Here is a 25,930-nt window from a genome sequence, read left to right on the forward strand (position 1 = left end):
TGGTGGAGCCAGGCGTGCCGGCCGGGGTCGGGGTCCAGCGGCTCGGTGTGTTCGGCTGCGCGGCGTAGGACTGCGGCGACCAGGTCCACGGCTTGGTCGCTCGCCCAGGGCGGCAGGGCTGGCCGGGGCCCCCACGGGGCGGGGCCCGGGTTCGTCCTGGCGCTTTCGCGCAGGTGGGCGGCGGCGCCGATGAGCCAGGCGGCGTAGGAGTCGGTGCGCAGCAGCATCCTCGCGGCGGTCGGCAGGCTCCAACGGCCGCGGGCCTTGAATCCGTTGGTGACTCGCAGTGCGGTCAGGGGGCTACGGCGCCAGAGGGTGTGGAGGTAGGCGTCGGGGGGCACGACGGCGTGGTCGCCTCCGTGTCCCGACAGGCGCAGCTCGGCCCCTCGGGCGCGCAGGGCGTCGGCCGTGTGGCGGTGTCGCGCTCGGTTGCGCAGGAGGCCCGAAGGCTCTTCCAGGGGCTCGCGGCGTTCGTCGAGACCGGTGAAGCACGCAGGCAAGTCAGCGGAGGTGAAGACCAGGGGCTCGATGTGGGCCAGGCGGTCGACGGCAAAGCGGGCGTAGTGGTGGTCCTGGTTACCGGGGCTGTCCCAGTGCTGAGTCGAGGTGACCAGGTGAGCGCCGGCTTCGGCAGCCAGGAAACACAGTGATGTGGAATCCATGCCGCCGGACAGATCTGCGGCCAGCACCCGGCCCGGACGCACGCGCAGGGCCACGGCGGCTCGCAGAGCCTCGCGTAACAGTCCTGCGGCATTCGTCAAAGGCAGGTGCGCGGGCGGCGGCTGCCACCATGCGATGGTGCGCGCACGTCCGTCAGGAGCAACGCGGAGAGCGTGGCCGGGTTCGACGGTTGCCACCCCGGTCCACATCGGGGCGTCAGCCAACGGGTGCGGCAGGCAGGGCGCGGCAAGACGGGCCGCGACTCGGGCCGGATCAAGGTCGGCGGCGGTGAGGTGGGCCAGCGTGCGGGCCCGGTCCGCGCACACCGTCACTCCCTCGACCGTCGCCTGGTACAGGCGCCGGACCCCGAAGGCGCTCCCGCGCACGTACATGTGGCCGTCCACGGACGCGGCCACATGGAAACTGCCGTACACCCCGTGTAGCGCGGATTCGACGTCCGCGACCGTACGAACCCTCTTCAGACGGGCTGTCAGGTCCACAGGTGTCGTTGACGAGGTGCCCATGACCGCGAGCATCTGTCCGCCCTCCGAAGCCAGAACCATCCGCCCCGGCGGCCAAGAACCCACCAGCCACGGCCGACCCGACGGATGGCGTACCACATCGACGGCCCCCTCCCGCAGCCGTTCCACGAATCCCTGCCGTGTCTCCCGATCCGGGAGTGCCACGAACCAGCACGCCACCGTGTCACTCATTCAACAGCCCACCCTTGGCATCTCGCTATCTGGCACTTCTGCCCCGAGCCGCGAACAGGCTCGGGCCCGCTCAACCAGGCCCTGGCTTCCTTCCGGTGTCGGTTCTCCCGCGAGGATCACCAGCGGGAACGTGCGGGTGCCGGCCCGCACCGCAATGCGGCCGCGAACCGGCACCCGCACACCGAGTCACGACCACTGGTACCAGGTGGCGCCATCCTCGACTTTGTCCCCGGTATTGCCCTGGGTGAGGTCGGCGAAGTCTCCGACTTCGGCCAGCAGCGGGGCCTCGTACACGTCAGCGGGCTCGAAGCTCATTTTCTCAATCACCGTGGTGACCTCCAGATCAGACAGGCGGACAGCGCCTTTCAACCGGTATTCGGTGCACGCACCGAACAACCTTCCCATGCTTCCACGTTGCCGGGAAGTCTTCAAGGGATCGATCGAGGAATGCCGAGAAGCCATGTGTTTCATAGGTGTTCGCCTGTGATCTGTTTCAACCCCGACGCGGGCGAACGAGACGCCGCCACCCCCGCGGCACCCGTCGCCGCACTGCGCGAGATGATCGACGGCAGTGACGCATTGAGCGATTTCAAGCGCGGGGACGCCGCGAAGATCGGTGCTCCATCCGATCATGGGGTGCTGGAACGAGCCGGACCGGATCGGTGATTCCTGGCCCGGACGACGAATATGCTGCGCCGCCGTGACTTTCAGTACCAGGACTGAGGACCTTCGACTCGCGACCGAACGGTCGGTGACGCGTGATGCTGGACAGCGCCCGAGACCTGACCGAGTTCCGCATGAAAGCGAAGGCACCACCTTATGTCGACCCCTGGAACCGCCGAAGCGCAGACCCACCGAACTGGATCTTTGAGCTGCTCAGATCGCGTGGCCAACTTCTATGCGGCGTACATCGACGCGATTTCCGATCGCACCGACGACCTGTCCACACAGTTGCGCGCGCACTATATGACCAGCGAACTGCAGCAGCAACTGGAGACCTGGGAGGCGGCGAACGACGGCGACGGCGTCCTGCTCTCCGGGAAGATCCCCACCGAATGGGACGTCAAGTATCACGATGCCGGTATGGGGCATATCGAAATGAGCGTAACGCTCACCTGGGGCAGCGGGACCGGCGCTGAAACGAGCAAGCTGGCGGTGCGAATTCTTGCCGACGGGTCACAGCTCCTCACCAATATCGAAGCAGCTCCCGCGAGTTGGTGAAGACCGCCGCCGACTCGTGCCGCGGCCATCGCCGCGCCGGTAGTACCACGAGGAAGGCATCGGCGGTGCTCGACGCCGCCGATCCAGGGTCGGGTACGGTTCAGTTCGGTCGCACAGCTTGCGGCTTGCCGTCCATAGTTCGACATAGACCCGCGTGCCCCATACTCACCCACGGTGGTACCCATGTCACGACCTCTGGCCCTCGTGCTGGCCCAAGCGGCGAAGCGCCCTGCCGCTGACCTCGACGGTTTCGCCGCCGATATCCGTGAGCGCATTCATGGGCTTCCGGATACTCCGTTGGTCGTCTATCCGGAGATGCATTTGTGTGGGCCGGCCGGGACAGCGCCCGAGGCGCTCGCCGAGCCGCTCGACGGGGCTCGTGGCAAGGCGCTCGCCGCGCTGGCGGGGGATCTTCGGATTTGGCTTGTGCCTGGGAGCGTGTATGAGCGTGGGGGTGACGGGAAGGTTTACAACACTGCTGTTGTTTACTCGCCCCGTGGTGAGCGGGTTGCTGCTTACCGCAAGATGTTTCCCTGGCGACCTTATGAAACCACTTGTCCTGGGGCAGAATTCGTTGTTGTCGAGCTCGATGGGATCGGGCGGGTCGGGCTGTCGATCTGTTATGACGCCTGGTTTCCGGAGACGACTCGGCATTTGGCGTGGATGGGCGCCGAGTTGGTGCTGAACGTCGTGGAGACCACCGGGAGTGACCGTGCGCAGGAGCAGGTGCTGGCGCGTGCCAACGCGATCGTGAACCAGGTCTTCGTTGCCAGCGTCAATTGCGCGGCACCGGTGGGTACGGGGCGCAGCATGCTTGTCGATCCGCAGGGGACGGTTCGCAGCGAGGCCGTGGGGGACAGTGATACCACGCTGACCGACGTCATCGACCTCGACGAGGTCACCAACGTCCGTCGTTACGGTACCGCCGGGCTCAATCGTCTCTGGCAGCAATTCCGTCCCGATGATCAGCCGCTCGAATTGCCGCTCTATCAGGGCCGCATCGATCCGGCCACCTGGTCGGGAGCCGCGATCCGCACCCGAGCCGACGACTGAGCCCTGGATTTGCCGCGGCGGGCCCCTGTCGAATCGCGGGCGACGGTGTGCTGATCCGCGCATGACGAGACAGTCCCAGCCGGTGATCGGGCGAGTCCCGCACGAACGCGACGGAGTTCGACAGGGACTCGAGGTGACCAGCCTGTCTTGCAGCGGACCGTGCGGGGGTTCCGGACGGCGGCCGGAATGAGCTAGGCGGCGCCGGCCAGCCGGGAGCGTGCCTCCATCAGGGCGAAGCCGAGCAGGTTCAGTCCGCGCCAGTGGTCGGGGTCGGCGGCGTGGTCGTCGTCGGCGGCCAGGCCGATGCCCCAGACCCGGTCCACGGGGCTGGCCTCGACCAGCACACGTCCGGCGGCGCCCAGCAGATAGGCCAGGAGGTCCGGGTGTTGCCCGAACTTGGCCACGTTGCCCAGCACGACCAGCTCGAAACATTCTGCGGACCAGATCTTTTCGTCGAAATCGCGGACCAGCCGGCCCAGCTTCTTCGCCTCGGCGGGGGTGCGCGCGGCCAGGATCCGCTGCCGGGTCGTCTCGTCGCCGAACAGCCGTGCCTTGCCCGCCATCATCCAGTGCTCGGCGGAGCCGTACGTCGTGTCGTCGACGGTGAAAGACACGGGCCACCACTGACTCATGCAGCTCGCACTCACGCCCCCGTCCTTCGGCGGCCGGTGCCCCCAGAACATGAGCCACTTCGGTTCCACGCCCGCTCGGACCGCCGCCGCGAGTTCGTCCCGGTTCCGGCAGTCGACCGGATCTTTCGGTGCCATACCGGGAATTCTCACATCCGGTGCGGGTGATCGGCCACCCGATAATCGCCGCTGGTGGGGGACATCGGCGTCGCCTTTCGATGGTGGGCGCGCGGTGCGATGCCCTAGAGTCGGGCCGGGGAAGCTCGTTACGAGATCGACAATGAGGGGTAAGACGTTCGAATGACCAATGCAGCCGCCGGTACGGGAACCGCTGGTACGTTTCGCAATCCGCTCAATCAGGGGCCGGACCCGTTCATGACCTATTACGACGGGAACTACTACCTGTCCACCAGTCAGGGCAATTCCTTGCAGATCTGGAAGGCCGCCTCGCTGGCCGATCTGGCTACCGCGCAAGCGAATACGGTGTGGACCGATACGACCGCGTCTCGTAATCAGGATATGTGGGCGCCGTGTTTCCGCCTGGTGGAAGGGAATTGGTACTTCTACTACACCGCCAGCGACGGTACCAACGACGCTCATCGCATCTATGTGCTGAAGTCGTCGGGCACGAATCCGTTGGGCCCGTACACATTCGTCGGCCAGCTCGGGGATGCGTGGGCGATCGATCCGGAGTTGCTGATTCTCGGCGGCAAGTACTATCTGATCTGGAGCGGCCCGAACAATCTGCTGCAGATCGCCCCGATGAGCGATCCGGTCACCCTGTCCGGCCCCGCGGTGTACCTGGAGTCGTCGGGTGGATGCACCGAGGTGCGTGAGGCCCCGGTGACGATCCAGCGCAACGGCACCACCTACCTGGTCTATTCCACCTGCGATACCGGCAAACCGGACTACCAGCTGTGGATGCGTACGCTCCCGTCCGGCGCCGACCCGCTGGTCCCCGGCAACTGGACCCAGTACCCGAACGCGGTATTCAGCCGCAACGACGCGGCCAACGTCTTCGGCCCCGGCTCGAACAGCTTCTTCCAGAGCCCCGACGGCACCGAGGACTGGATCGTCTACCACGGCAAGACCACCAGCGCCTACACGTACGACGGTCGCACCACCCGGGCCCAGAAGTTCACCTGGAACGCCGACGGCACACCGAATTTGGGCCAGCCGCTGTCGCTGGACACCGATATCGCCCTGCCGTCGGGCGATCCCAAGAGCGCCGCCGTCACCGCCGCGAAGCGGGCGTAGGTACGCCGGTCGGCTCGGCGTGGCCTCGGACGATGCCGTGTCGAGCCGGGCGATCGGGACGTTCGGTCGGTACGCTCGCCCATGACCCCGAAAGGACGTGTTCATGGGTGCTGCCACGGCCGTCGACGGCTTACTGGACATCGCGTCACCGCTCCCGGCGTGCCCGGACCTGAGCCGGGCGTTCCACGAACAGTGGCCGGTGCGCCTCGGAGACACCGACGGCGACGAGCGGCTGCGTCTGGACGCGGTGGCGCGATACCTGCAGGACGTCGGGTACGACCATCTGCGGGCGGTCGAGGAGGGGGATCTGCACCCGGGGTGGATCGTGCGCCGGACCGTGATCGATGTGCTCACGCCGATCGCGTTCGGGGATCGGGTGCATCTGCGCCGATGGCCGGCCGCCCTGTCGAATCGCTGGTGCGATATGCGCATCCAGGTGAGCAGCGAGAACGGCGGCCTGATCGAGGCGGCGATGTTCCTCATCCACGTCGACATCGAGGCCGGCCGTCCGGCGCGGATGAGCGACCGCTTCATGGCGCCGATGCTCGCCGCCACCACCGAGCATCGGCTGCGGTGGCGGGCCGCCCTGCGGGAGGACGCCGGTGAGGACGCCGAATCATGGTCGTTCCCGCTGCGGGTCACCGATGTCGACCACTACGGGCACGTCAACAACGCTGTGCACTGGGCCGCGGTGGAGGAGGCGCTGGTCCGTTTCGCCGATGCGCAGCGTCCGCCGTATCGGGTGATCCTCGAACACGCCGGTCCGGTGATGGCGGGTGATGATGTCTCGATCCGCGCCTGGCGGGATGTCACCGGCCTGCGTGTGCAGCTCGAAGTCGATGGCAGCGCAAGGACATTGGCGCGAATCGAAACCCTCGCCACGGATAGCTGATACCGCCGGGGACCGTGTGACGCCTCTCAGCGGCTCGCCCGTAGCATGCGAACCGGGCGCAGCCCCTGGGGTGGTTCGCCCTCGAATTCCGTTGATTCATCGAGGTATCCGGCGACGAGGTCGGTGGCGGAACGGTCTTCGATGTCGGTGAAGCCGAGCGCGCGCAACTGCGCGGCGATGCCGTCGGGAGTGAAGTAGCTGAACCAGGGTTCGCCGACGGCGTCCGCCCGATGTGCGCGCGCCCGCAACCGCGCACGATCCTCGTCGGTGTCCGCCGACCGCAGGTAGTCGAAGATCACCTCGACCGGCGCGGATTGACCAGCGATGTACTCGAGGGTGGTGCGGGCGGCGTCCGGGGTCAGATAGAAGACGACACCGAGCCACACGAATACGGCCGGATCGGTCCGGCTGAATCCGGCGGACTCCAATCCTGCTGCCAGCGTGTCGGTTTCGAAGTCGACCGGCACGAAGGTCAGACTCTCGGGCTGGTCGATGCCGGAGTCGGCGAGGCGTTGGTGCTTCCACGCCTGGGTAGCGGGATGGTCGACCTCGAATACCCGCAGGCCGGGATGTGGGTTGCGGTAGGCGAAGGTGTCCAGGCCCGCACCGAGGATCACGACCTGTCGCGCGCCGGTAGCCACAGCCGCGGCCACACGATCCTCGGCGAAACGGGCGCGAGCGGCGAAGAACAGGCGGCGCGGCCGATCACTGACAGCCAGCCACAGGATTCCCGAGCCCACCCCGCTGCCGGGATTGTTCTGCGCGGGCCTGCCCATTTCGGTCAGCTCGTCCGCGGTGACACCCAGCAGACGTGCCGCCAGCGGATCGGTCAGAATCCTCGGCCGGTCGGCAATGTGATGGTAGGCGCGGGCGTAAGCGGTCGCGAGCGCTGTCCGGCTGGGTCCCTCATTGTCCATACTCGAACAAGGTACTCACGAATGCGCGGGGCCTGTCGAAGGCGTTCGCACCCGGTAGCGGTAAGCTGCCCGAATGCCGTCGCGCGTCATCCGGATCTCCACTCGATCCAGCCCCATGGCTCTGGCCCAAGCCGAGCAGATCGCCTCGCAACTCGCCGGTCTCGGCGTCGAGAGTGAGCTGGTGAAGGTCACCTCCGCCGGAGACCGGTGGATGGGGGACCTGTCCAAGCTCGGCGGTAAGGGTGCGTTCGTCAAGGAAATCGACGACGCGGTCCTGGGCGGGGACGCGGACCTCGCGGTGCACTGCCTCAAGGACATTCCCGGCGACATCCCGCTCCCGCAGGGGCTGACGTTCGCCGGATACGGCCCTCGTGAGGACACGCACGACGCCGTGATCACCGCCACCGGCGCACCCCTGGCGGAGCTGCCGCCCGGTTCGGTGGTCGGCACCAGTTCGGTGCGCCGCACCGCACAGCTGCGCCTGCACTTTCCGCACCTGACCGTGAAACCGTTGCGCGGCAACGTCAACACCCGCCTGGCCCGCCTCGAGGAGGGCCACTTCGACGCGCTGATCGCCGCGGTGTCCGGCCTGCACCGGGTGGATCAAGCCCACCGCATCACCGAGACCCTGCCGCACGACATCATGTGCCCGCCGATCGGCGCGGGCATCATCGCCCTGGTCTGCCGCGCCGACGACACCGAGCTTTGCGAATCCCTTGTCCACCTGGACGATCCGGCCACCCGCAAACAGGCCGACACCGAACGCGCCATGCTGCACGCCCTCCAGGGGCATTGCAACAGCCCCATCGCCGGCGTGTGCCGGATCGAGGCCGATGGCCGACTGTCCTTGCGCGGCAAGGTCTTCAACCTCGACGGTACGCAGTGGCTCGACTCCCAGCACTGGGGCGTCCCCGAAGATCCGCAGGCACTGGGCTTCTTCGTCGGCGCCGACCTCCTGCGCCAAGGGGCCCGCAGCATCATCAACTCCATCGCCCACTGACCGAGCAGGCCGCGCTCGACCGGTCAGTCGCCGGAGACGCTGTTGTCGGCGAGCAGGCCCGAGTGCTGACCGGCGCTGCTCGACAGTGTGCGTGTCAATTACGTTGACGCAGAGGGCGACAGGGAGTCGAGCCCGATGTCGGCGCACTCGTCGTCCTGCCCCGGCGCCCTCCCTCCGCTGACCGAGATCGCGCCGATGACGACATCTCCGCGCCGAATCAGCCGAGAGCCCGCACCTCCCACGATGGGTGTTCCCGCTATGTCGTCCATATGCGCGAACAACGAGGGCCACGACTGCTGCATACGGACCAGCTCGCTGCCGTCGCGATGAAACAGCGCAACGCTGGAAGCTTTCGCCGGGGCGATACGAGCCGACAGCGGAGGCGCACCGTCCATGCGATCGAGAACCTGCAGGTGCCCGCCGCCATCGACGATTGCCACCGTGACCTTCGCGCCGAGTTGAGCGGCGTGTTCGCATACCCGGACGCTGACGGCCCGCGCTTCGTCCAAAGTGAGTGACATCGTTTCTACCTTCAATCCCTTGGGTCGACCAATCTTGGTCCAGCCAAGAGTAACAGTGTTAGTGGGACGGACCAAGGGATTGGCTAGACTTCGCGCATGGAGATGGACGAAGCGCCAACCCGTCTGCGCCGCAAACCGAGCTGGCTGATCAACAAGGTTTCCGTGCGAGCGCATCGGCTCATCGGAGAGACGATGGCCGCGGTCGATGGGCGCGCCTACCACTTCTCGATCCTCGCCGCGCTGGAGGAGTTCGGCCCGGACAGCCAGGTGCGGATCGGTCAACGGTGCGGAATCGACCAGAGTGACATGCACGCGATGCTCAATGAGCTGACGGAACAAGGCCACGTCGCCCGCACCCCGGACCCGAGCGATCGGCGCCGCAACCTGGTCGCCCTGACCGCCGCCGGGCAGCGACGGCTCGAAGAACTCGACACGATGCTCACCGAGGTTCAACACGACCTCTTGGACGCCCTGTCGGCCACCGAGCGCGACAATCTCGCGGCGCTGCTCACCCGCATCCTCGGCTAGTGCCTCGTCCAGGTAGGTCGGTGTGGTAACCGGATGTCGGGTTGATCGAGGACTTCTGTGCGGTGATGCTGCCGGGTGAATGGAGCGGGGGCAGGCCGGGAGAAGTGGATCGGGTGGCGCGTGAACGCATCGCTTGTATTGCTCGGTGCTGCCCCGGGATTGGGGTGGCGGTTCTCGACGTGGAGCCTGTCGAAACCTTCACACGGCACCCCACGATGCCGCGTAGTACGACATAGAAGAGGGGGGTGGACACAAGGATAGACAACTGTTCAGACATGAGTATTCTGAGGCTGTTCGATATTGACGGCGGGCGAAAGCAATATTTCCGAGGAGAACTGTCCATGGTCGATGTGGTCATTGTGGGTGGCGGTACCAGCGGCTGCGTGGTCGCCGCCCGATCGAGCGAGGACTCCGCGCGCTCGGTGCTGCTGTTGGAAGCAGGCCACGACGACAGTGTCTACGATGCCGGCATCCGGGATCCGCACCGTGCGCACCTGGTCTGGGCGGGAAGCGAGTTCGCACAACCTCTTTCCGCTGAGAGCCTGGAAAGCGGTATGGCGCCGACGATCACCGCCTCGGTACTCGGTGGGGCCTCGGCCATCAACTACCTGGCCACGGTGCGTGGTCAGCCCGGTGACTACGACACCTGGGCCGAGGCCGGTCTGCCCTCGTGGAGCTGGGAGAGCGTGTCGAAAGCCTTCATCGACATCGAGCACGACAGCGACTTTCCCGACTCTATGATCCACGGCAACCGCGGCCCGCTACACGTACGGCGCTGGCGGCGCGAGGAGTTCGCCCCGGCGCACCGCGCGTTCTACGACGGCCTCGCAGAGCTCGGAATCCCGACCACCCCCGATGTCAACGACCCCACGACCTTGCCCGCGCTCGGGATATTCCCCGCGACCGTGCAGCCTGGCGCGACCCGGCGTCTCACGGTCAGCGACGCCTATCTCACTGCGGCGGTCCGCGCACGCGCCAACCTGGAAATCCGCACCCGAACCCGAGTCGAGGAGATCCTGTTCGACGGGGTGCGCGCGATCGGCGTCCGCACAGGCGACGGCGAGATCATCCACGCCGACCAGGTCGTGGTCTGTGCCGGTGCGTTCGGTTCACCGCTGCTGTTGCAACGCTCGGGAATCGGCGCGGCCCGTCATCTGCGGGGCGTCGGTATCGATGTTGTAGTGGACTCGCCGGGCGTGGGGGGCAACTATCAGGACCACATAGGCGTCCCACTGCTCTACCGGCACGACGGGCCCGCCCCGATGACGGGTTCACCAGTGCAGACGGTCTGGATTGCCGGTCACGGCTCCTCGATCGACACACACGTGTTCCCCTCTCCGGTCACCGCCGTCGAAGCGGACGTGTCGTTCTTTGCCATGGCGATATTCCTGATGCGGCTGAGCACGCCCGGATCGGTCATGCTGACCAGCGCCGCCCCCGGCGCGCGCCCTGCCATCGTCATGCCGCAGGCATCCGAGGTGGATCTGCAGCGCCTGCTTCCCGTCTTCGAGACCATGATGCGATGGGAGGAAACCGAGGCATTCGCGAAACTCGGTGCCGTCCGGGTGGCACCACTGGGACGACTGGACACCGTCACCGCCATTCGCTCGGCATGGAGTAACGCCCGCGCCTCCTACAACCATCAGGTCGGCACATGCGCGATGGGCTCCGCGACCGACCCGGAAGCGGTACTCGACGAACAATGCAGAGTCCGAGGGACGCGGAATCTACGTGTCATCGACGCCAGCGCGATGCCGATCATCCCCGCAGGCAACACATACCTCGGCTGCGTGATGATCGCCGAACGCGCCACAGCACTGATGACGTCGTAGCAGTCATGTGGGTGCGCTGTCTGCTCCCGCGCGTGCCGACTCTCTGCTCCGCGGTCGAGTCCGCTACGGCGGGTTACAAATTCAACGGCCCGAACTCATCAACACAAACGACCCCTCCGTCCGCGGGCCGATGATCGTAAAGATCCAGGACACGGTTCACCTTCGCAGTGAATTCCCGGGTCGCGGCCGGCCTTCCAGGTCTTGACCGCCTGCCACGACACCCCCTCGGCCTTCAAGATCTTACGCAGCGTCGCACGGCCGATCTCAGCGATTCCATTGGTGGCCAGCACTTCTCGCAGTTTCGACAGGCTCCACGTCGAGAACGGCCACCCCAGATCCCGAGGGGCAGCACCGAGCAATACAAGCGATGCGTTCACGCGCCACCCGATCCACTTCCCCCGGCCTGCCCCGCTCCATTTTGGGTCCAAGACTTCGAACCCCCGTTCATTGAACTCGTGGATCACTTGCCGCACATAGGCTTCGCTGACCTGCATCAGCCGGGCGATCGCGGGGACCGGCTGCCGCTGCGCCGAAGCCATCACCACGATCGCGCGCCGCATCCGCACCGGCTGCTTGCTCCTGCGCGTGATCTGCCGCAGCCTGCGGCCCTCTTCGGGACTCACCGCTCTGACAAACACACCTGGCTTGCGTGTCACGACACCACCTCCACCCGGCAGCATCACCGCACAGAAGTCCTCGATCAACCCGACATCCGGTTACCACACCGACCTACCTGGACGAGGCACGAGATGTGCATCGCTCGCCGACAGCCGGCGTGCTGCGATCGTCCCAGCAGCCAAGACCTGGGTGCCGATCGACAACCGACGGCGGCAGCCGCTGGGTTGTCGGCACCGCAATCGACCGTGTCGGGCGAGGACTCGCGCTGATCGTGCCGACCTGACTGTCTTATAGGCCCGTGAAGAAGTCGGCGGCGGATTCGTCCTGGGCGGCGTCCGAGGGAGCGGCCTGCGGCGAGATGGCTTCCCCGTCGCTGTCGGCTTGTGGTTCGGCTGTGTCGCTGACTGTGTAGTGACCGTCCGGCGTGTGATGTACATGCACCAGGGGCGCGTGCTCCCGCGTGCTCGGGGGTACCTGGTTGATGTCGACGACTCGTCCGTCGGGGTGCACGCTGCGTACGCGTGTCTCGAAGAATTCGGAGGCTAGGCGCAGGCGGTCGTCTACGACTTGCGGATCGGTCGGGTTCGGGTGGAGGGCGAGATCGGCCATGATCCGGCGTGCGTTCGGGAGCCAGTTGTCGAATTCGGTTCGGTTCTGGAGTTCGCGTTGCCAGGCCGCGTCGTCGATTTCGTTGTGCCGCCGGTCGTAGTCGGCCTCGGCACGGCGTTCGGGTTCGAGTTCCTCGGCCTCGTCGAGGTATGCCTCGAGGTCTGCGCTGGTGTCGTCACCGGTACGGCCCGTCATCCGGGCGATGGCGGACATCAGGGCGTCGGCGGCGTCGTGCACTGTCTCCCGGCGTTGTTGCGGGTGATCGGGGGCGGCGGTTTCTTCGGCCAGGGGGTTGGATGCTGAGTGTTCGGATGCCGGTTGTTCGGATGCCGGGTGGTGGGTTCCGGGTTGGTCGGGCGCTGACGGCGGCAGTATCTCGGCTCGCAGTATGGTGTGGTCGTTCGGGTCGGTGGGTGTGGTGATTCGGGTGATCCGGTAGCGGGTGCCGCGGGCCAGCCAGAGTGTGTTGCGGTCCGTGTCGTTGGCGTTGTTGCCGAGGTAGAGGCCGTGTGCGTCGTCGGGTACCACCCATTCCACGCGGTATCGGTCGAAGTAGCTGCCGTCCGGGTTGGGGTGTACCGCGATGTCCAGGTATCCGCGTTCCTGCTGAACCACATCGAGCACGCTGCCGTCCGGGCCTGTGGCCAGGGAGTCGATGGAGCGTAGTGTGCTGATGGCCATCATCGGTTCGGTCAGCCGCATCGGGCGTGCAGTGGCTTGATCGAGCCGGTCGCGCACGTCCTTGACGGTGTCGGCGGTGAATTCCCGCTCGAATTCCTCGCGGAAGTAGCTGGTGAGTTCGCGGTGGAGATCGGCTTCGGACTCGATCGTCCCCCAGCGGTTCATTGCTCCCGGCTCGTCGGGTCGCAGGTTGTTCAGCGCCTGTAGTTCTCGTTCTTCGGGTTCGGTGCGGTCGGTCTTGGCGTTCAGTTCGACGCGCCGGTTCTGGAATCTTTCGGGGTTCGGGTAGGGCTCGTGTGGTTTGGACAGCAGAGCCTCGAGTTCGGTGTTGGAACGAAGCCGATCGATCCACGCGGGCAGGTCGTCATCCGAGGCGACGTTCGCCAGTATCGCGTTGAGTCGTGGTTCCGAGTCGTGTGCGCGGACCGCGGTGTGCACCATCTCGAGCAGGTCGCCGACTGTGGGCAGAGTCTGGCGGGCGAAGGTGTCGCCGGCGAACGCGGTGCGGAACCGGCGTATGTTATCCGTTTGGCTCGGGGGGTCCTGGGTGTTGCGGTCGATCCGCACCAGCGTGAGGTGGCCGGGCGTCGTGCGGAGTGTCTGCGCGTGTTGGTGTGCGGCCGCGGTGATCGTGCTGTTGACCGAATCGCTGGTGGAGTTCAGGGGGAAGTGCCATCGTGCGTCCACCGAGATGTCGGCATGGCCGATGGCGATTACCGCGCCCATGTCCTGTTCGTGGGTGTCGTGCTGGAAGTACAGCAGGCGCACCGGGGGGACCTCGAGGTCCTGGAGGCGGGCCGCGAGCGCGGCATCCCATTGCGTGACATGCAGGTCGACGAGGGTTACTCGCATGGATTCCAGCCGGTGCGCGAGATCTGTTTCCAGGTCTCCGAGGGCGGCGAGCTTGTTGAGGCGGTCGATCTCGAGTTGAAGGTATCTGCGGTTCAGTGTGTCTCGCACCGCGGGGGGTATGCCTCGGCCGTTGCGCAGTCCGGGGTAGGCGTCGAGCATGCGTCGCTGGTGCTCGGGTGCGAGGTCTGCGAAGTGCAGGCTGTCCCACCAGCTTTGGGCGTATTGCGTCCACCAGGGGGTGTGGTCGTCCTCGTCGATGTCGTTCTCGAGTTCGCGCGATGGGTACGGCGGCACGATGAGGTCCTGGGGTCCGGCGGGGGCCGGGTGCGCGAAGATTTGCTCTTGCAGGGCTTTGTCGATGGCGCCTGTGCCGAGTTTGTCTCGTAGGCGGTTCAGCTCGGTCTGCCGCTGGTCCAGAGCTTGGCGTGCGACGTGCACGGCTCGGTGTGCGAGCGAGTCGGGTTCGGTAGGTGGTTCGGCGGTCTTGCGGGTGAGGACCTCGGTGGCCGCATCGAGCAGGATCTGGCGGTGCGCGAGTTCGGTGCGTTGGCGGTCCAGTTCGCCGATGCGATCGCGTGCGGCGTTGTTCCGGTCGAGCCGGGTGAAGTCGTCGGCGGGTGAAAGTCCTTGCCGCCGGAGCAGATCCAGGGCGTAGTCGTTGTGCTGCGGTGGCGAGGTGTGCTCGTCGGTGTGGTCGCTCCAGGTGGTGAGCCGGCCGTGGTGCACCGCGAGGGTGCCCATCGCGCTGGCGGCATGCTCGCCGAGGAAGGACCGGGGGTCGGTCACCGGGCCGGCGTAGAGGTTGCCGGACTCGTCCATGGCGAAGCGCACTGGTGCGGAATCGGCCCGCGTGGTGTCGAACAGCCGGCCATCGGCGGCGCGGAACAGCCGGCCGTCCGGACCGACGAACAGCCGATGCGATTCGAGTTGCGCGGCGTTCATGCGCTGGACCGGCGTGTCGTGCACGGGCTGCGGCCGGGTCCGGCCAGGGTGTGGTGTCTTGTCCGGCGGGTAGCCGAGCAGCGGGAGGCGTGAAGATGTGAACCGCAGGGGTGAGCGTCCGGGAATTTTCGTCAGTGGCACCGTGTCCCCGCCGGCGCTGAGGGGATGCGGAGCTTCCGCCGTGGCGTGTGGCGCGGTGGTGCCGTCGTATTCGTCGGGGAGGGGAGCGGCTGCTGTTGCTCGTGGGGTTTGTTCGGGTTGTTCGGTCTTGACGGTGGTTATGTCGCGGTCTCGGATGATGGTTTCGATGGTGTCGAGGTTCGCGATGAACCGGTCGGTGTTGTTCGGTTCGCCGAGGTCGTGATCGATGACTTGCAGGTCTTGGTATCCGGTGACCGTGGCGGTGACGGAGTGCGTGTTGCTGTGGAAGGTGATGGTTGTTCCGGGTGGGAAGTGATCCCAGCTGAGATGAGAGAGCGATTGATCGGTCTGGTAGATCCTGAACGGACGAGTGGGGCTGGGGCCTTTGGCGATAATACGTTGTGCGCGTTCGAGTGCTGTGCGTTGTGCTTCCGTCTCGGCTTCCGGCGAGCGCATCTTGATCTCACCGTCGTCCCCGACGTAATACCGTTTGTGGTCGTCGGCGAGGCGCAGTCCCTTGGTCTTCAACATCGCGAGGGCATAGTCGTTGAGTTGCAGGTCGGGCACGTAGTGGCCACTGCTGTCGAGGATCGTGGTGATATATCCGTCGCGGGCTTCGACGAAGCCCGCGGCGGTGACGGTGCGGCCACCGAAGAAGGACGAATGCTGGATCAGGCCGGGGATCTTCTCGGCGGCGTACAGATTGCCGAACTCGTCCATGACGAAAATATTGTCCGGGTTATCCCCGGTGTCGAAGGGGCGGCCGTTGCGGGCGTTGTACAGTTTGCCTTCCGGTCCGATGAACAGGCGATGATTTTCGCGTTCCAGATTATCCATGTAGTGGATGGGCGCGAAACTCCCGATTTTACTCACACTGAGGTCCGGAACGGATTCCGGTCGGGCGACGGTGGTCCGCGGGACTGTCGGCCGCAGTTCGGCCAGGTATTTCTTCTGCAGGACGGTACCCAGGAGTAGTGGTTCGAGCCCGCCGGCCAGCATCGTGTCCAGCGGCGGCGGAATCTGCTCTTTCGGAATGCCGCCCGGGCCTTGCGAGATGACAGGCTTGTGCGGTGGCACGGTGGAGAACATTTTTCCGTCGTCGGTGACTCCGAGTTCGTAACCGCCGTCCTGCGATCGCCGCAGGAAGATGATCGGCTGCCCCTGCCGGTGGATGAGACTGTTTCGCGGTTTGCCCGGATCCAGGACGGTGAGGTTCATCTGCTCGCGCCGGGCCGCCGCGTACAGGGCGAAGTCCAGCCCGCCCGGACCGGTGTACCGGTTGCCGGTACCCCCGCCGCCCCGCTGCAACGCTGTCATCTCCTGCCGCAGCAGGGTGGCTCGCTGGTTGAGCACCCATGGCCGGAATTTGGCGTCCGCACGGTTCTTCGGATCGGCCCCCAAACCATCGATATAGTCGTTCGTGATGAGTTCCGCGTAATAGGACCCGTTCCGGCTGAGGTGGCCCACGAGCCCTCGCCGGAACGTATCGGGATCTCCGAGATTGAGGATATAGGCCAGGGTATGAAACAGATTATCTGCTCCTGGGCGGACCCGGTGCCAGTATTTCGGTGCCGGTAAGGTGACCCGAACGGACGTCGCCGCGTACTCGCCGACGAGCAGATCGATGAACTGGTTCCCCGTCACAATGCGCGATCGTTCACCCGGAGTCGATTGTGAGTTGCCGATCTCCAGATTTCCGTCGTAGCGGACGACCGCCGTCTTGGTCCCGGTAGTGTCGCGGAAACTTATGGTCGTTCCGGTGGTGAAACTTTCGTCGTCCAGCTCGTTCGTCAACCCGGGAATATCGAAGACACGGTCCGCGACCGATCCGGTGAGAGCAGGCTGGACTACTGTCACCTGCCCTATCGGATCCTCCGTATGCTCGGAACGGAGATGCGCCCAGAAATCATCGACAGTACGACGACTCGTCTCGGTCGGCGGGGCGTATGACGTAGTCACCTCTTCGGCGCCGAATATGGCGCGTATTGATCGGCTCGCGGTCCAGAAGTATATCTGTGTACCGGGAGGATAATCCGCGCCGAAAAACTTCGACTCGAATTCGTCGAATTCGAACTGCTCACGTTCCTCACCGGAGTCCACCAGGCCGATGCGGGCGCTGGGCAGGGGGTGGGTGGCGGTGCGCTCGACGGTATGCGGGTGGCCGGTCGGGGTGTAGAGGATGGCATGGGTGGTCTGGATGTACGCGGGCGTGTGGCGACCCAACGGTCGGACCACGCCGGTGCTGGGGTCGTGGACGGTGATCGTGCCGTGGTCGTTGACGAGAACGTAGGCGTGTGCGCCGACGCCGTGTTCGTCGGCGGGGCCGTGATAGGTGTCGACGACGAGTGCGGTGGAGTCGTGGCCGAGGTCGATCAGGTGCTGGGCGATGTCGTTGTGGCCGTGGAAGAACTGCAGTGGACCGCCCGCGTCGTCCTGGAGTTCCTCGGCGGTCATGCCCTCGACCCCGACCAGGCGCACGGGCAGGCGGGCGACCTTGTTTCCCAGAGAGATCAGCGCACGCAGAGACAGGGGCCCACAACTGGTGAGGTTCTCCTCGGGTGCCGCGGCGTCGGTGGTGCCGTGGGGCGTGGAGGTGTGTTCGTCGGCGCTGAGGGGAGAGTGAGGTGTGCTGCCGTCGGATGGCTCGACGGTTCCATCGGGGCGGGCGAGGGGCGCAGACGCCGCGGCGCGCCCTGGCTCGCGGCCCGCCGGTGCGAGGGTGGTGCGGTCGAGGGGACCGTCGGTGTTCGCGGCCGGCACGGTTCGCGGGGGTCGCTGCGTGTCGGCGAGTGCGGAATCCGATTGCGGGACTGAGCCGTCGAGCCGATTCGCGGCGCGGCCGAGCGGCGGGATGACCGGGTGCCGGTGGTGGCGCTGTGTTGCCGGGGCCGACGGCGCCCCGGTGGCGGCGCCGTAGAGGCCGAGAGCGCCGGCGCCGTGCATGCTCGCGGTGGAGAATTTGGGTAGGTGTGCGAGGTCGACGGCGACGAGGCCGCCTCGGTCCGGGATGGTGTCGTCGGGTGGATCGATGCGGTCGGGGTCGGGGGACCAGTCGTGGTCTTCGGATTCTCGCATCCATTTGGTGTGGTTCGGCAATGTCAGGGTTTGGGTTCCATCGAAGGCGATCCACATCCGCGTGCCGTCGGACAGCACGACGTTCTTCGAGCCTCCCAAGTACTCGACCGACCGCGTTCCATCCTGAGTGACGGTGAAGACGGTGCCGTCGCGAGTCTGGCGTTCGTGCCGGATGCCGTCGGCGGAGATGCGGTATATGGTTCCGTCCTCCGCGACCCGGATCAGGGCGCCGTCTTCCTCCGCGTCCTCGTCCTCGATGTACGCGCCGCTGTCGGGGGCGTGGTGGGGATCGAGGCGGTACTCGATGCCGGCGACCGGGGTGGGATACAGCTCGTTGTGATTCCACGGATTCTCCAGCAGGACGCGAATGGGTGTGCCGTTCTCGTCCCGCTCGAGCCGCAGTACCGCATAGGCATGGTTGCCGACCAAACCCGGTACCGCAGTGGTGTTTTCGCTGACCGACCCGAACATGTGCGTACCGAGCATCACCGTGGTGCCACGCTCGAGCACGTAGCCGATCCGGTAACCGACCGTCTGTGCGGCGATCCGGTAGCGGTCGGGTATGACCCGGTCCTGGGCCAGGCCACTGCTCATCCTATGGACATAGTTTGTGAGAGTGTTCTTCTCGGTCTTCCATCGGTTCGGGAATCTGCTGTCCAGGTAGCGGCGAAAGCCCCGGCGGCCCAGTAGATCCCTGCGGGCGAGGAATGCGAGCCAGGCGGCGTTCTGTGCGGCGATGTCGACCGGGTGGGCGGCCCGGATGTCTGCGATTGCTGTTGTACGCAGGTTCTCGGCTTCTTCGCGCCAATGGTCGAAGCTGTCCGCGACGGCGCGGAAGAACTCGTTGTCGGTGGGGTGTGCCGGGGCCCCGGGAAACAACGCGTGCAAGGTCTCGTAGTCCCACCACAGTGGATTGAGGAATTTCCCGTCATCGATGGCCCGGACAGGTTGCCGCAGTGAGCTGCCGGGGGCCTGGTAGAAGCCGAGGCCCAGTACCTCGGCTATCGCAGCGGGGGTGCCTTGCGGTATGCCCGCGAAGCCCTCCATATCACCGAAGCGGTGCGCGTAGGCCTTCTCGATCATTGCGGCCCACAGGGGTTTTCCCGGATGGTGTCCGGCAGAGATCGCCTGGGTGGTGCCGGGGATGACGTAGACGGATTTCTCGTGGCGGTCCCAGACGAAGGCGCCCCCGACCTTGAAGCGGACGCTGACTGTGCCGTCACCGTGGTCGTACAGCATGTTTGTGATCGCGTGCGGGTTGTGAACGGCCAGATGTTTCAGCGGGGCGATCAGTTTGCAGTTCTGCCCGCCGCCTTGAAACGCGTCCTGCGACCGAGGTCCACTTCGATCCTCGGACTCGGGATCCTGGAAGAACAGCGGATCGTCATGCCGCTCACTGAGTTCCGGCATCGGGAGACTGTCGTGCGGGGCGGTGACCCGAAACCATTGCTCATCGCCCACGCGTGTGATCCACTGCGACGTTCCGTCCCCGGTCCTCGCCATAACGGTGTCCCCGGATACCGTGAATATCGCCTTTGTTCGGTTCGTCTCGTCCTGGCCGACGAATCGTGTCTGGCCTCGGGGGAGTTCCCAACTCAGTGTCCCGCGGATACCGCCGGGATGGTCGGGCTCGAAGGTGAAGTCTTCCGTCAGATCAACCGGAACGTATCCGCGGGTGCCGTCCGAGTAGGTCGCCTCGTAGTAGACCGAACCACCGGATGTCACCTTCCGTGTATCCATCTCGCCTGAAAGCGGTAGTCGGCTCACATGACCCGTCTTGCCCACGAAGGTCACCGCATCGCTGCCGTCGTCGAGCGTTTCGGCCGGAATCTCCACCGGCACAGCGACCTTCGGAAGTGCTTGTCGTTCTTCGAGGCTCAGCATCGGCAGGGCGGCGGGTGGTTCGATGCCGATGTCGTGAAACGGGATTCCGCGTGCGGGATTGACAGTGGCGACGGCGGCGGGGTACTCGAAATCGAACAAGTCGCCGAAGTAGGTGTCGTCGTCTTCGGGGATGAATTCTGTTTTCGGGGGCCGGATTACGGTGACCAGTTGAATGTCGCCCGGCGTGAGGTCGGTGAGCTGCTCCCAGAAACTCGCGGCGGTGTGTGTGCCGTCGGTGATGGGTGAATCGGTGTGCGCGGCGCCATCATCGGTACGCGAGCGGGTGGCCGCGGGCTCGTCGGTGGTGGTGTAGACCACGGCGGCGCGGCCGTCGTCGAATGTGACGCCGACGTCACCGTTCTGGGTTTGCAGGTAGAGCTTCGTGCCGTCCCGGTAGCGGGTGTCGTGCAATCCGGATCGGACGCGGGATACGAAATCGGCGAAGTCGTATGTTCCGGGCCGGGGCGGTGCGGAGTCGTCCGTCGGTGCGGTGGTGACCGGGAGCGTCTGCTGGTGTTCGGCGGGCGCTCCCGCGCTGAGCCGGTAGTGCGAGGTGGAAACTGTAGGGGCGCCGGCGTTCTGCGGATGTGTGACCGGAATGCCGTTGTCGTGCACCGCGACGTGGTAGTGGCCGCCGCCGGTATCCTCGCGGAACAGTGTGTGGACCGGGGTGTCGGGACGCCCGTGGTGCAGGGACTGGGTGACGCCGTCGGGGTGGACGATGTCGAGGTTCAGTTCGAACTCCCGGGCTGCGGTGGGGAGCAGGAATTCGGCTGCGGGGTCGTTGTATTCGCCGTTCAGTAGCAGGGTTTCCAGCTGGTGTTCGAAGGTGGCGCGGCGGATGCGCTCGTAGGTTTCCCGGCGCGCTGTCTCGGATGCTGTGGGCATGAAGTGGCGGGGTGGATCTCGCGGCATGGATTCGCCGAGAACGCCGGGGGCGCTGCGGTATACGGCCTCTACCGTGTGAGCGCGCAGGTCCTCGTGTGCGGCGTCGTCGGACATGCCGAGGATGCGGGCGACGGCGTGGAACAGGCAGTTCCCGTCTCGCTGTTGGGATTCCCAGACGCCCTCGGGTGGGGATACGCCGTCGATGTGGGCCCGGGTCGTGGGAGCGGTCGATGGGTGGGAGGATCCGCCGGACAGGGAGTGCTCGACTTCGGCGGCCGTCATGCTCGCTTCGGAGGTGGCCGGTTCGGTGCTTCCGGGGGACTTGCTCAGACCTATGAAGAAGTCGGGCGCGGACTCGGTGTTCTTATCGATGCTGATGTCGATCTGCGGGGTTTCGGGGGTGCCGGGGATGACGCCGTAGACCGCGGGAGCGGTGCTGTGCGGGACGTTCTGTTCGGTGGTCCCGGCTGTGGGTTTCGATAGTTCGCTGCTGTGGGCCGCGGGCGGCTTCTCGATGCTGACGGTCGGGGCCGGCTGGATCTTCCCGCCCAGGCTCAGGAAGAAGTCGGGCGGTGTTTCGGCGCTCAGGGCGGACGTGGTCTCGGCGTGGGACGACGACGAGTGCGAGTTGTCGAGGATCGGATCTGTGCTGTTGTCCGTGGGGGTGGTGTCGTGCTCGTCGTTGCCGGGGGTGCGGATGAGGGTGATCTCGGGGGAGTCGAGGAGTTGTTGCAGGCTTGCGGTGACTGGGGCGCTTCCGGTGAGGGCGTGCAGTTCGCCGGTCGCGGGTAGCCACATGTATCGTGCGCCGGATTCGTCGCCGAGCAGTGCGACCGTGGCCAGGCCCGCGGCGGACTTCCCGAACGAGGTTGTGGTGGACTCGGTGAACTTCGTGCCGAGCAGGTCCGCGAAGTCGTTCCAGGTCTTGGCAGGTGGGTGCTTTATCGACTGTCCGCTCGCGGACGGCTGCTTCGCCGGGGCCGGGGTGTGTGGGATCGGCGCGCCGGTCGGTATCGCGAGGTGGTAGTGGCCCTGGTGGATCAGGACCGTGGCGTGGGGTGGCGCGTCGGTTTCCTCGCCGAGAATCACCGTCGATGTCGGGTATGCCTCGCTGCGCAGGCCGAGCAGTATGTTGCCGTCGCGCAGCACGGCGCTGGCCGCGCTGGGGACCAGATGGCTGGCCGCGGTCGACCAGATGCCCTGGTTGGCCAGATTCTGGACTTGCGTGGCGAAATCTTCCCGGAGGGTGCCGTTCTTCCTGGCCGCGAGCAGGACCTGCAATTCCTCGGGGCTGACGTATCCGGCGTCGGGCGCTATCCGGGCGGCGTCGATGAGAGTGTTGAATTGATGGAAGTAGCCATTGGGTTCGTAGGCGTGCTCGGCGATTTTGACGGTGACGGCCCAGCGGAGTTTGGCGATCCGTTCTGCCAGTTCCTCGTCCGAACTAGGCGCGGTCCGGTATGCGACGCGTTCCATGGCGTAGAAGAAGCAGTCACCGTTTCCGCGCATGGATTCCCAGACGTACCCGGCCGGTGCGGGGATCCCGCCCACGACCGGTGATCTGTCGCGCTGCCCCCGGATGGCGTTGGTCGCGAAGGTCAGGGGTTTGCCCTGATCGTCTTTGCTCAACGCATCGAATACGAGTTGGTGGGCCGCGGGTTTCTCGCCTACGGGCTTGTCTGTCTCGATCGCCGACGTATCTGGCGTGGGTTTCTCGGTCTCGGGCTTCTGCGGGTCCGAACCAGAGGGATCGTCGGTGTCCTTCGGCGCATCGTCTTGCGGCTCTTCGGGAATGGTCGCGAGGGGAGTCTTCGACATCGGTTGCTTCGAGATGTCGGTATGCCCCGCGTCATTCGCGATATCTGTCTTCCCCGTGTCCTTCTCGACATCGGTATGGCCGGGGGGTTTGTCGAACGTCTCCAGCTCGCCGTCACCGGAGACCCAGAGAGTTCCGTTGCGGCCCTGGACTTCTATCACCAGGACGGCCTGGACGTAGTAACCGTCGGACCCCTTGCTCTGTGAGCCCCGGCGCATGTAGTCGACGGTCTGCTGGGTGGTGCCGCGGGGCTGATCGTGGGAGACGGTCCGGCCGGCCAAGGGGATATTGGTCGGGGTGTTGCGGTTGTCGGAATTGGTTGCGGGGGAGCCGAATCCACCGGAGGAATTGAAGGTGTAGACCTTTCCGGTCAGGCTCTGATAGCCGTTCTCCGAGTTGGCGGTCTCCTCCATCGAGATTCGCTCGCTGGGCTGGATGACCACCGGCGCGTGAATCGAGACCCTGATGTAGATGCCCTCGTCGTCCACGCTGTTCTTCGCCGGGGTGGGCACGGTGCCGGACGGCACATCGCTGTCGAGAAACGGTGCGACGGCCTGGGATCCGAACCGGACCGACTGGCCGCTGGTCGCCAGCGATTGCAGCATGTTCAGGACCGGATTGGTGAAATTCGGCTGTTCCAGCAGGTCGGAGTCGGGGGTGAGGAATTGCAGCGCCTTGGGCAGGCTCGATTGCAGATACGTGAGCAGCGACCTGACGGCGTGCGATTGCCTGCCGAGATCGAGCGTGGGGTCCACGGCGCGCAGCGCCTGGATCAGTTCGGTTTCACCGGCGAAGCGGCGCAGGACGAATGGCTTCGCCGGCTTCCAAGGCTTCTGGACGAGAAGGGATTTCAGGTCGGCCGGAGGGTTCATCTCGATGGCGTGGGATCCTTCGGGCGCCGGTTGGCGGGCCGCGGTGGGATCGGATTCGTAGATACCGGGCGTGGTGCTGCGCCGGAACGCACCGGCCCGTGCCTCGGACGTGTGGAAACGGACGAGAGCGTCGGCCAGGATGGCCTTGCTGTCGTCCTTCGCCTCCGGCTCCGTCTCGGGCTCGACGAGGGCGTCGTCCTGCGGCGGGAGCACCATGGCGGCGAGGTGCTGTCCGTAGTAGATCAGGCTGCGCCCCATGAAGGTCAGACCGGTCAGCCCCTTGGAGACCAAGTCGGCCAGCAACGCCTCGGTCAGCAGTCGGGAGGTGACCGTGACGGTGAGCTCGTACGGCACCGAATAGGTGGTGGTCGTGGCGGCGCGCGTCCAGGCGCCGCTCCCGCGGATCGCCAGGTGGGTTCCGTCGACGTTGCTGCGCTCCCCGGCGCTGAAGGTGGCCGCGGGTTGCCAGCCGCTCTGGGTCTTACCGCCGGGACTGAAGATCCCCTGGAGGCCGCGGGACGTGCGTTTGCCGACACTGGTCGCGCCGGGAAGGGACACTCTGATGTGCTCGGGAACCGATAGGGCATTGCCGTCGGCGCCGCTGAAGCTGCGCCAGAAATCCAGCATGGCGCTGTCCTCCAGCAGCCTGGGGTTCAGCTTCACCAGGTCATCGAGGTCGGCGTTCGGATCGATGCGGGCGGTGAGCTTGATCGTGACCAGGCGCGGGACGATCAAGCGGGCGTCGATGAAGCGAATGATCTCCCGGGCGTTCGGTCCGCCGTTGAGCAGGCGCAGTACGCCGAGATCGCTTGTCGCCTTGTTGATTCGGGTCCGGACGCCGGGGATGTAGGTGAACGATTCGGGATCGGTGACATGACCGGCCTTTGCGTGCACGTGCCCGACGACGAGGTCTTCGAAAGCGTTTCTCTTGCCACTGACATCGACCTTGGTGATGATGCCGGAACCGAGTTGACCGGTGTTCCGATATCCGGACGGCAGGGGATCCTCGGATTTCGACCCCGTTTTCAGATCCGGCTCGAGTTTTTCGCGGACGAGCTCGGCCAATTCGGGGTTGCTGTCCAGATCCGACCTGGTGAGGTAGAACATCACCGCGTCCGGAATCTTCACGGAGTAGGCCTTGGTGCGGGATCCGCCGGGAAAGGGATTCCGGAGCAGGTTGCGTGTCGCGGCGGTGACGCTGAGGATATATTCCGCATCCGCGGTGAACTCGTACATGGGTTCGGCGCCGTAGGTATAGGAATAGTTCGTGCTGCTGTTGGCCTCGGCCGCGACGTGGTCCTGGTCGGACATGGTGCCCTGGCCGCCGAGGCCGAGCCCGAAGTACGTTTCCTCCTCGGCGTCCTCGGCGGATGTTCTGGAGAACAGGGATACGGTCGGGCCACCGCGGTGGCCCTTGAAATGGACCCCGCCCTGACCGGAGCGGTCGGTGACCTGACGCCAGTTCTCGGAATCCATCTTCGTCGGCTTCCGCTCGACCACGCGGATATTGCTGATCGCGCCGGCGACCGTGCCGGTGAAGTCGATTCCGCTCACCGCGCCGTCGTCGGTGGAGGCGTCGATGGGGTGGTAATTGCTGAATACGTCCGGCGCGGCCAGGCTGCCCGGTGACAACTCGGTGTCGAAGATCTCGGCGGTCATCGACTCCTTGTTCTTGTCGGGCTCGCCGAGCGCTGTCCAGGAGATCCACCGGCCCAAACCGGTGGCCCGGTCCACGATGTAGAGGGCGGGCTTCAGTAGGGCTTTGCCGACCGCCGCCCAATCCACTGTCAGCTCGGGCTCCGCCGTCGTGTTCCGCGGTGCGTTCTCGGGCGGATCGACAGGGAATGCTCCGGGCATCACTTGCTCGGTGTGTGCGTCGTTCTCCGGGGCCAGGTGCGCGGCGGGCGGCTTTGCGAGGTGCGGCACGACTTGTTGTTGTATCGGGTCGGCGGATTCGATCGGCTTTACGCGGCGTCCCGAAGGTGTGAGGTCGTCCAGGTGTACGGCCGCTTCCGACGGATCCTCCTGGACTCGTTCCTCGACCGGCAGGTCCTCCGGATCGGCGGGGAAGGAGCCGGACATCGGTCCGGCGGCGGCGCGGACGGCCTCTCGGAGGGATCTGATCTCTTCGGAGAGTTCGGCGATGGCCTTGGCGGCGAGCGGGCGCAGCACTTTGCTCGCGGTCATGAACTCTGTCATGGCGTTCTTCAGGTATTTGTAATCGTCGCCCGCGGGGATCAGCGAATCCTTGTCGGGGTCCAGGGCGCGGGTCTTATGTGTCGATCTGGGTGGCGCGACGTCGGGCTTCTCGGATTCGGACAGGGTGAGG

Annotated in this window: 15 protein-coding genes; 8 read left to right on the plus strand and 7 right to left on the minus strand. The window is 65.8% G+C overall.

The window, feature by feature from the left end; genetic code table 11:
* Positions 1-1,373 (minus strand): asparagine synthase-related protein (locus JZ791_RS35310; protein ID WP_216900841.1); only part of this gene is annotated, 1,373 nt, incomplete at its 3' end.
* A gap of 186 nt (positions 1,374-1,559) precedes the next feature.
* Positions 1,560-1,778 carry a lasso RiPP family leader peptide-containing protein gene (locus JZ791_RS35315; protein WP_216900843.1) on the minus strand — a complete coding sequence of 73 codons (219 nt, stop codon included), beginning with the start codon at positions 1,776-1,778 and terminating at the stop codon, positions 1,560-1,562.
* A 78-nt stretch (positions 1,779-1,856) separates the two neighbouring features.
* On the opposite strand from JZ791_RS35315, the gene JZ791_RS35320 reads away from it, so the two are divergent.
* The 3 genes from JZ791_RS35320 (at position 1,857) to JZ791_RS35330 (ending at position 3,647) form a co-directional block, all read left to right on the plus strand.
* Complete coding sequence (locus tag JZ791_RS35320; RefSeq protein ID WP_216900845.1) at positions 1,857-2,039, plus strand: hypothetical protein; 183 nt, start codon at positions 1,857-1,859, stop codon at positions 2,037-2,039.
* Between the two features lie 219 nt (positions 2,040-2,258).
* Positions 2,259-2,594 (plus strand): hypothetical protein, encoded by a 336-nt coding sequence (locus JZ791_RS35325; RefSeq protein WP_216900847.1) that lies wholly within the window; start codon positions 2,259-2,261, stop codon positions 2,592-2,594.
* 183 nt (positions 2,595-2,777) lie between these two features.
* Positions 2,778-3,647: a carbon-nitrogen hydrolase family protein gene (locus JZ791_RS35330; protein ID WP_216900849.1), complete on the plus strand. Its 870-nt coding sequence runs from the start codon at positions 2,778-2,780 to the stop codon at positions 3,645-3,647.
* Between the two features lie 191 nt (positions 3,648-3,838).
* On the opposite strand, the gene ybiA is transcribed toward JZ791_RS35330, so the two are convergent.
* The gene (gene ybiA / locus JZ791_RS35335) at positions 3,839-4,414 is read right to left on the minus strand and encodes a riboflavin biosynthesis intermediates N-glycosidase (RefSeq protein WP_216900851.1); all 576 of its coding nucleotides are present in this window, start codon (positions 4,412-4,414) and stop codon (positions 3,839-3,841) included.
* A 162-nt stretch (positions 4,415-4,576) separates the two neighbouring features.
* Between ybiA and JZ791_RS35340 the strand changes: the two genes are divergently transcribed.
* Complete coding sequence (locus tag JZ791_RS35340) at positions 4,577-5,533, plus strand: glycoside hydrolase family 43 protein (protein ID WP_216900853.1); 957 nt, start codon at positions 4,577-4,579, stop codon at positions 5,531-5,533.
* A gap of 103 nt (positions 5,534-5,636) precedes the next feature.
* Positions 5,637-6,425 carry an acyl-[acyl-carrier-protein] thioesterase gene (locus JZ791_RS35345; protein WP_216900855.1) on the plus strand — a complete coding sequence of 263 codons (789 nt, stop codon included), beginning with the start codon at positions 5,637-5,639 and terminating at the stop codon, positions 6,423-6,425.
* 26 nt (positions 6,426-6,451) lie between these two features.
* Here the strand turns inward: JZ791_RS35345 and JZ791_RS35350 are convergent, their stop codons facing one another.
* On the minus strand, positions 6,452-7,342 hold the full coding sequence (locus JZ791_RS35350) for a class I SAM-dependent methyltransferase (protein ID WP_216900857.1): 891 nt from the start codon (positions 7,340-7,342) through the stop codon (positions 6,452-6,454).
* 73 nt (positions 7,343-7,415) lie between these two features.
* On the opposite strand from JZ791_RS35350, the gene hemC reads away from it, so the two are divergent.
* On the plus strand, positions 7,416-8,342 hold the full coding sequence (gene hemC / locus JZ791_RS35355; protein ID WP_216900859.1) for a hydroxymethylbilane synthase: 927 nt from the start codon (positions 7,416-7,418) through the stop codon (positions 8,340-8,342).
* A gap of 98 nt (positions 8,343-8,440) precedes the next feature.
* Here the strand turns inward: hemC and JZ791_RS35360 are convergent, their stop codons facing one another.
* Complete coding sequence (locus tag JZ791_RS35360) at positions 8,441-8,863, minus strand: GlcG/HbpS family heme-binding protein (protein WP_216900861.1); 423 nt, start codon at positions 8,861-8,863, stop codon at positions 8,441-8,443.
* 96 nt (positions 8,864-8,959) lie between these two features.
* Between JZ791_RS35360 and JZ791_RS35365 the strand changes: the two genes are divergently transcribed.
* A complete protein-coding gene (locus tag JZ791_RS35365) occupies positions 8,960-9,391 on the plus strand; it encodes a MarR family winged helix-turn-helix transcriptional regulator (RefSeq protein WP_216900863.1) in 432 nt (143 codons plus the stop codon).
* A 341-nt stretch (positions 9,392-9,732) separates the two neighbouring features.
* Positions 9,733-11,223, plus strand: a complete 1,491-nt coding sequence (locus tag JZ791_RS35370; RefSeq protein WP_216900865.1) for a GMC family oxidoreductase — start codon at positions 9,733-9,735, stop codon at positions 11,221-11,223.
* A gap of 98 nt (positions 11,224-11,321) precedes the next feature.
* On the opposite strand, the gene JZ791_RS35375 is transcribed toward JZ791_RS35370, so the two are convergent.
* Both JZ791_RS35375 and JZ791_RS35380 read right to left on the minus strand, forming a co-directional pair.
* Entirely contained in the window at positions 11,322-11,927 is a 606-nt protein-coding gene (locus JZ791_RS35375; protein WP_216900867.1) for a helix-turn-helix domain-containing protein, read from the minus strand.
* A 202-nt stretch (positions 11,928-12,129) separates the two neighbouring features.
* Positions 12,130-25,788, minus strand: a complete 13,659-nt coding sequence (locus JZ791_RS35380) for an IQM protein middle domain-containing protein (protein WP_216900869.1) — start codon at positions 25,786-25,788, stop codon at positions 12,130-12,132.
* Between the last annotated feature and the right edge of the window lie 142 nt (positions 25,789-25,930).

This window comes from Nocardia alni, from assembly GCF_019038435.1.
Taxonomy (GTDB): domain Bacteria; phylum Actinomycetota; class Actinomycetes; order Mycobacteriales; family Mycobacteriaceae; genus Nocardia; species Nocardia alni.

Bases quoted from the DNA above. Each gene is read 5' to 3' on its own strand.
- ybiA (WP_216900851.1), bottom strand. From the start codon at position 4,414: ATGGCACCGAAAGATCCGGTCGACTGCCGGAACCGGGACGAACTCGCG.
- hemC (WP_216900859.1), top strand. From the start codon at position 7,416: ATGCCGTCGCGCGTCATCCGGATCTCCACTCGATCCAGCCCCATGGCT.
- JZ791_RS35370 (WP_216900865.1), top strand. From the start codon at position 9,733: ATGGTCGATGTGGTCATTGTGGGTGGCGGTACCAGCGGCTGCGTGGTC.
- JZ791_RS35365 (WP_216900863.1), top strand. From the start codon at position 8,960: ATGGAGATGGACGAAGCGCCAACCCGTCTGCGCCGCAAACCGAGCTGG.
- JZ791_RS35340 (WP_216900853.1), top strand. From the start codon at position 4,577: ATGACCAATGCAGCCGCCGGTACGGGAACCGCTGGTACGTTTCGCAAT.
- JZ791_RS35345 (WP_216900855.1), top strand. From the start codon at position 5,637: ATGGGTGCTGCCACGGCCGTCGACGGCTTACTGGACATCGCGTCACCG.
- JZ791_RS35350 (WP_216900857.1), bottom strand. From the start codon at position 7,342: ATGGACAATGAGGGACCCAGCCGGACAGCGCTCGCGACCGCTTACGCC.
- JZ791_RS35330 (WP_216900849.1), top strand. From the start codon at position 2,778: ATGTCACGACCTCTGGCCCTCGTGCTGGCCCAAGCGGCGAAGCGCCCT.
- JZ791_RS35380 (WP_216900869.1), bottom strand. From the start codon at position 25,788: ATGACCGCGAGCAAAGTGCTGCGCCCGCTCGCCGCCAAGGCCATCGCC.
- JZ791_RS35360 (WP_216900861.1), bottom strand. From the start codon at position 8,863: ATGTCACTCACTTTGGACGAAGCGCGGGCCGTCAGCGTCCGGGTATGC.
- JZ791_RS35315 (WP_216900843.1), bottom strand. From the start codon at position 1,778: ATGGGAAGGTTGTTCGGTGCGTGCACCGAATACCGGTTGAAAGGCGCT.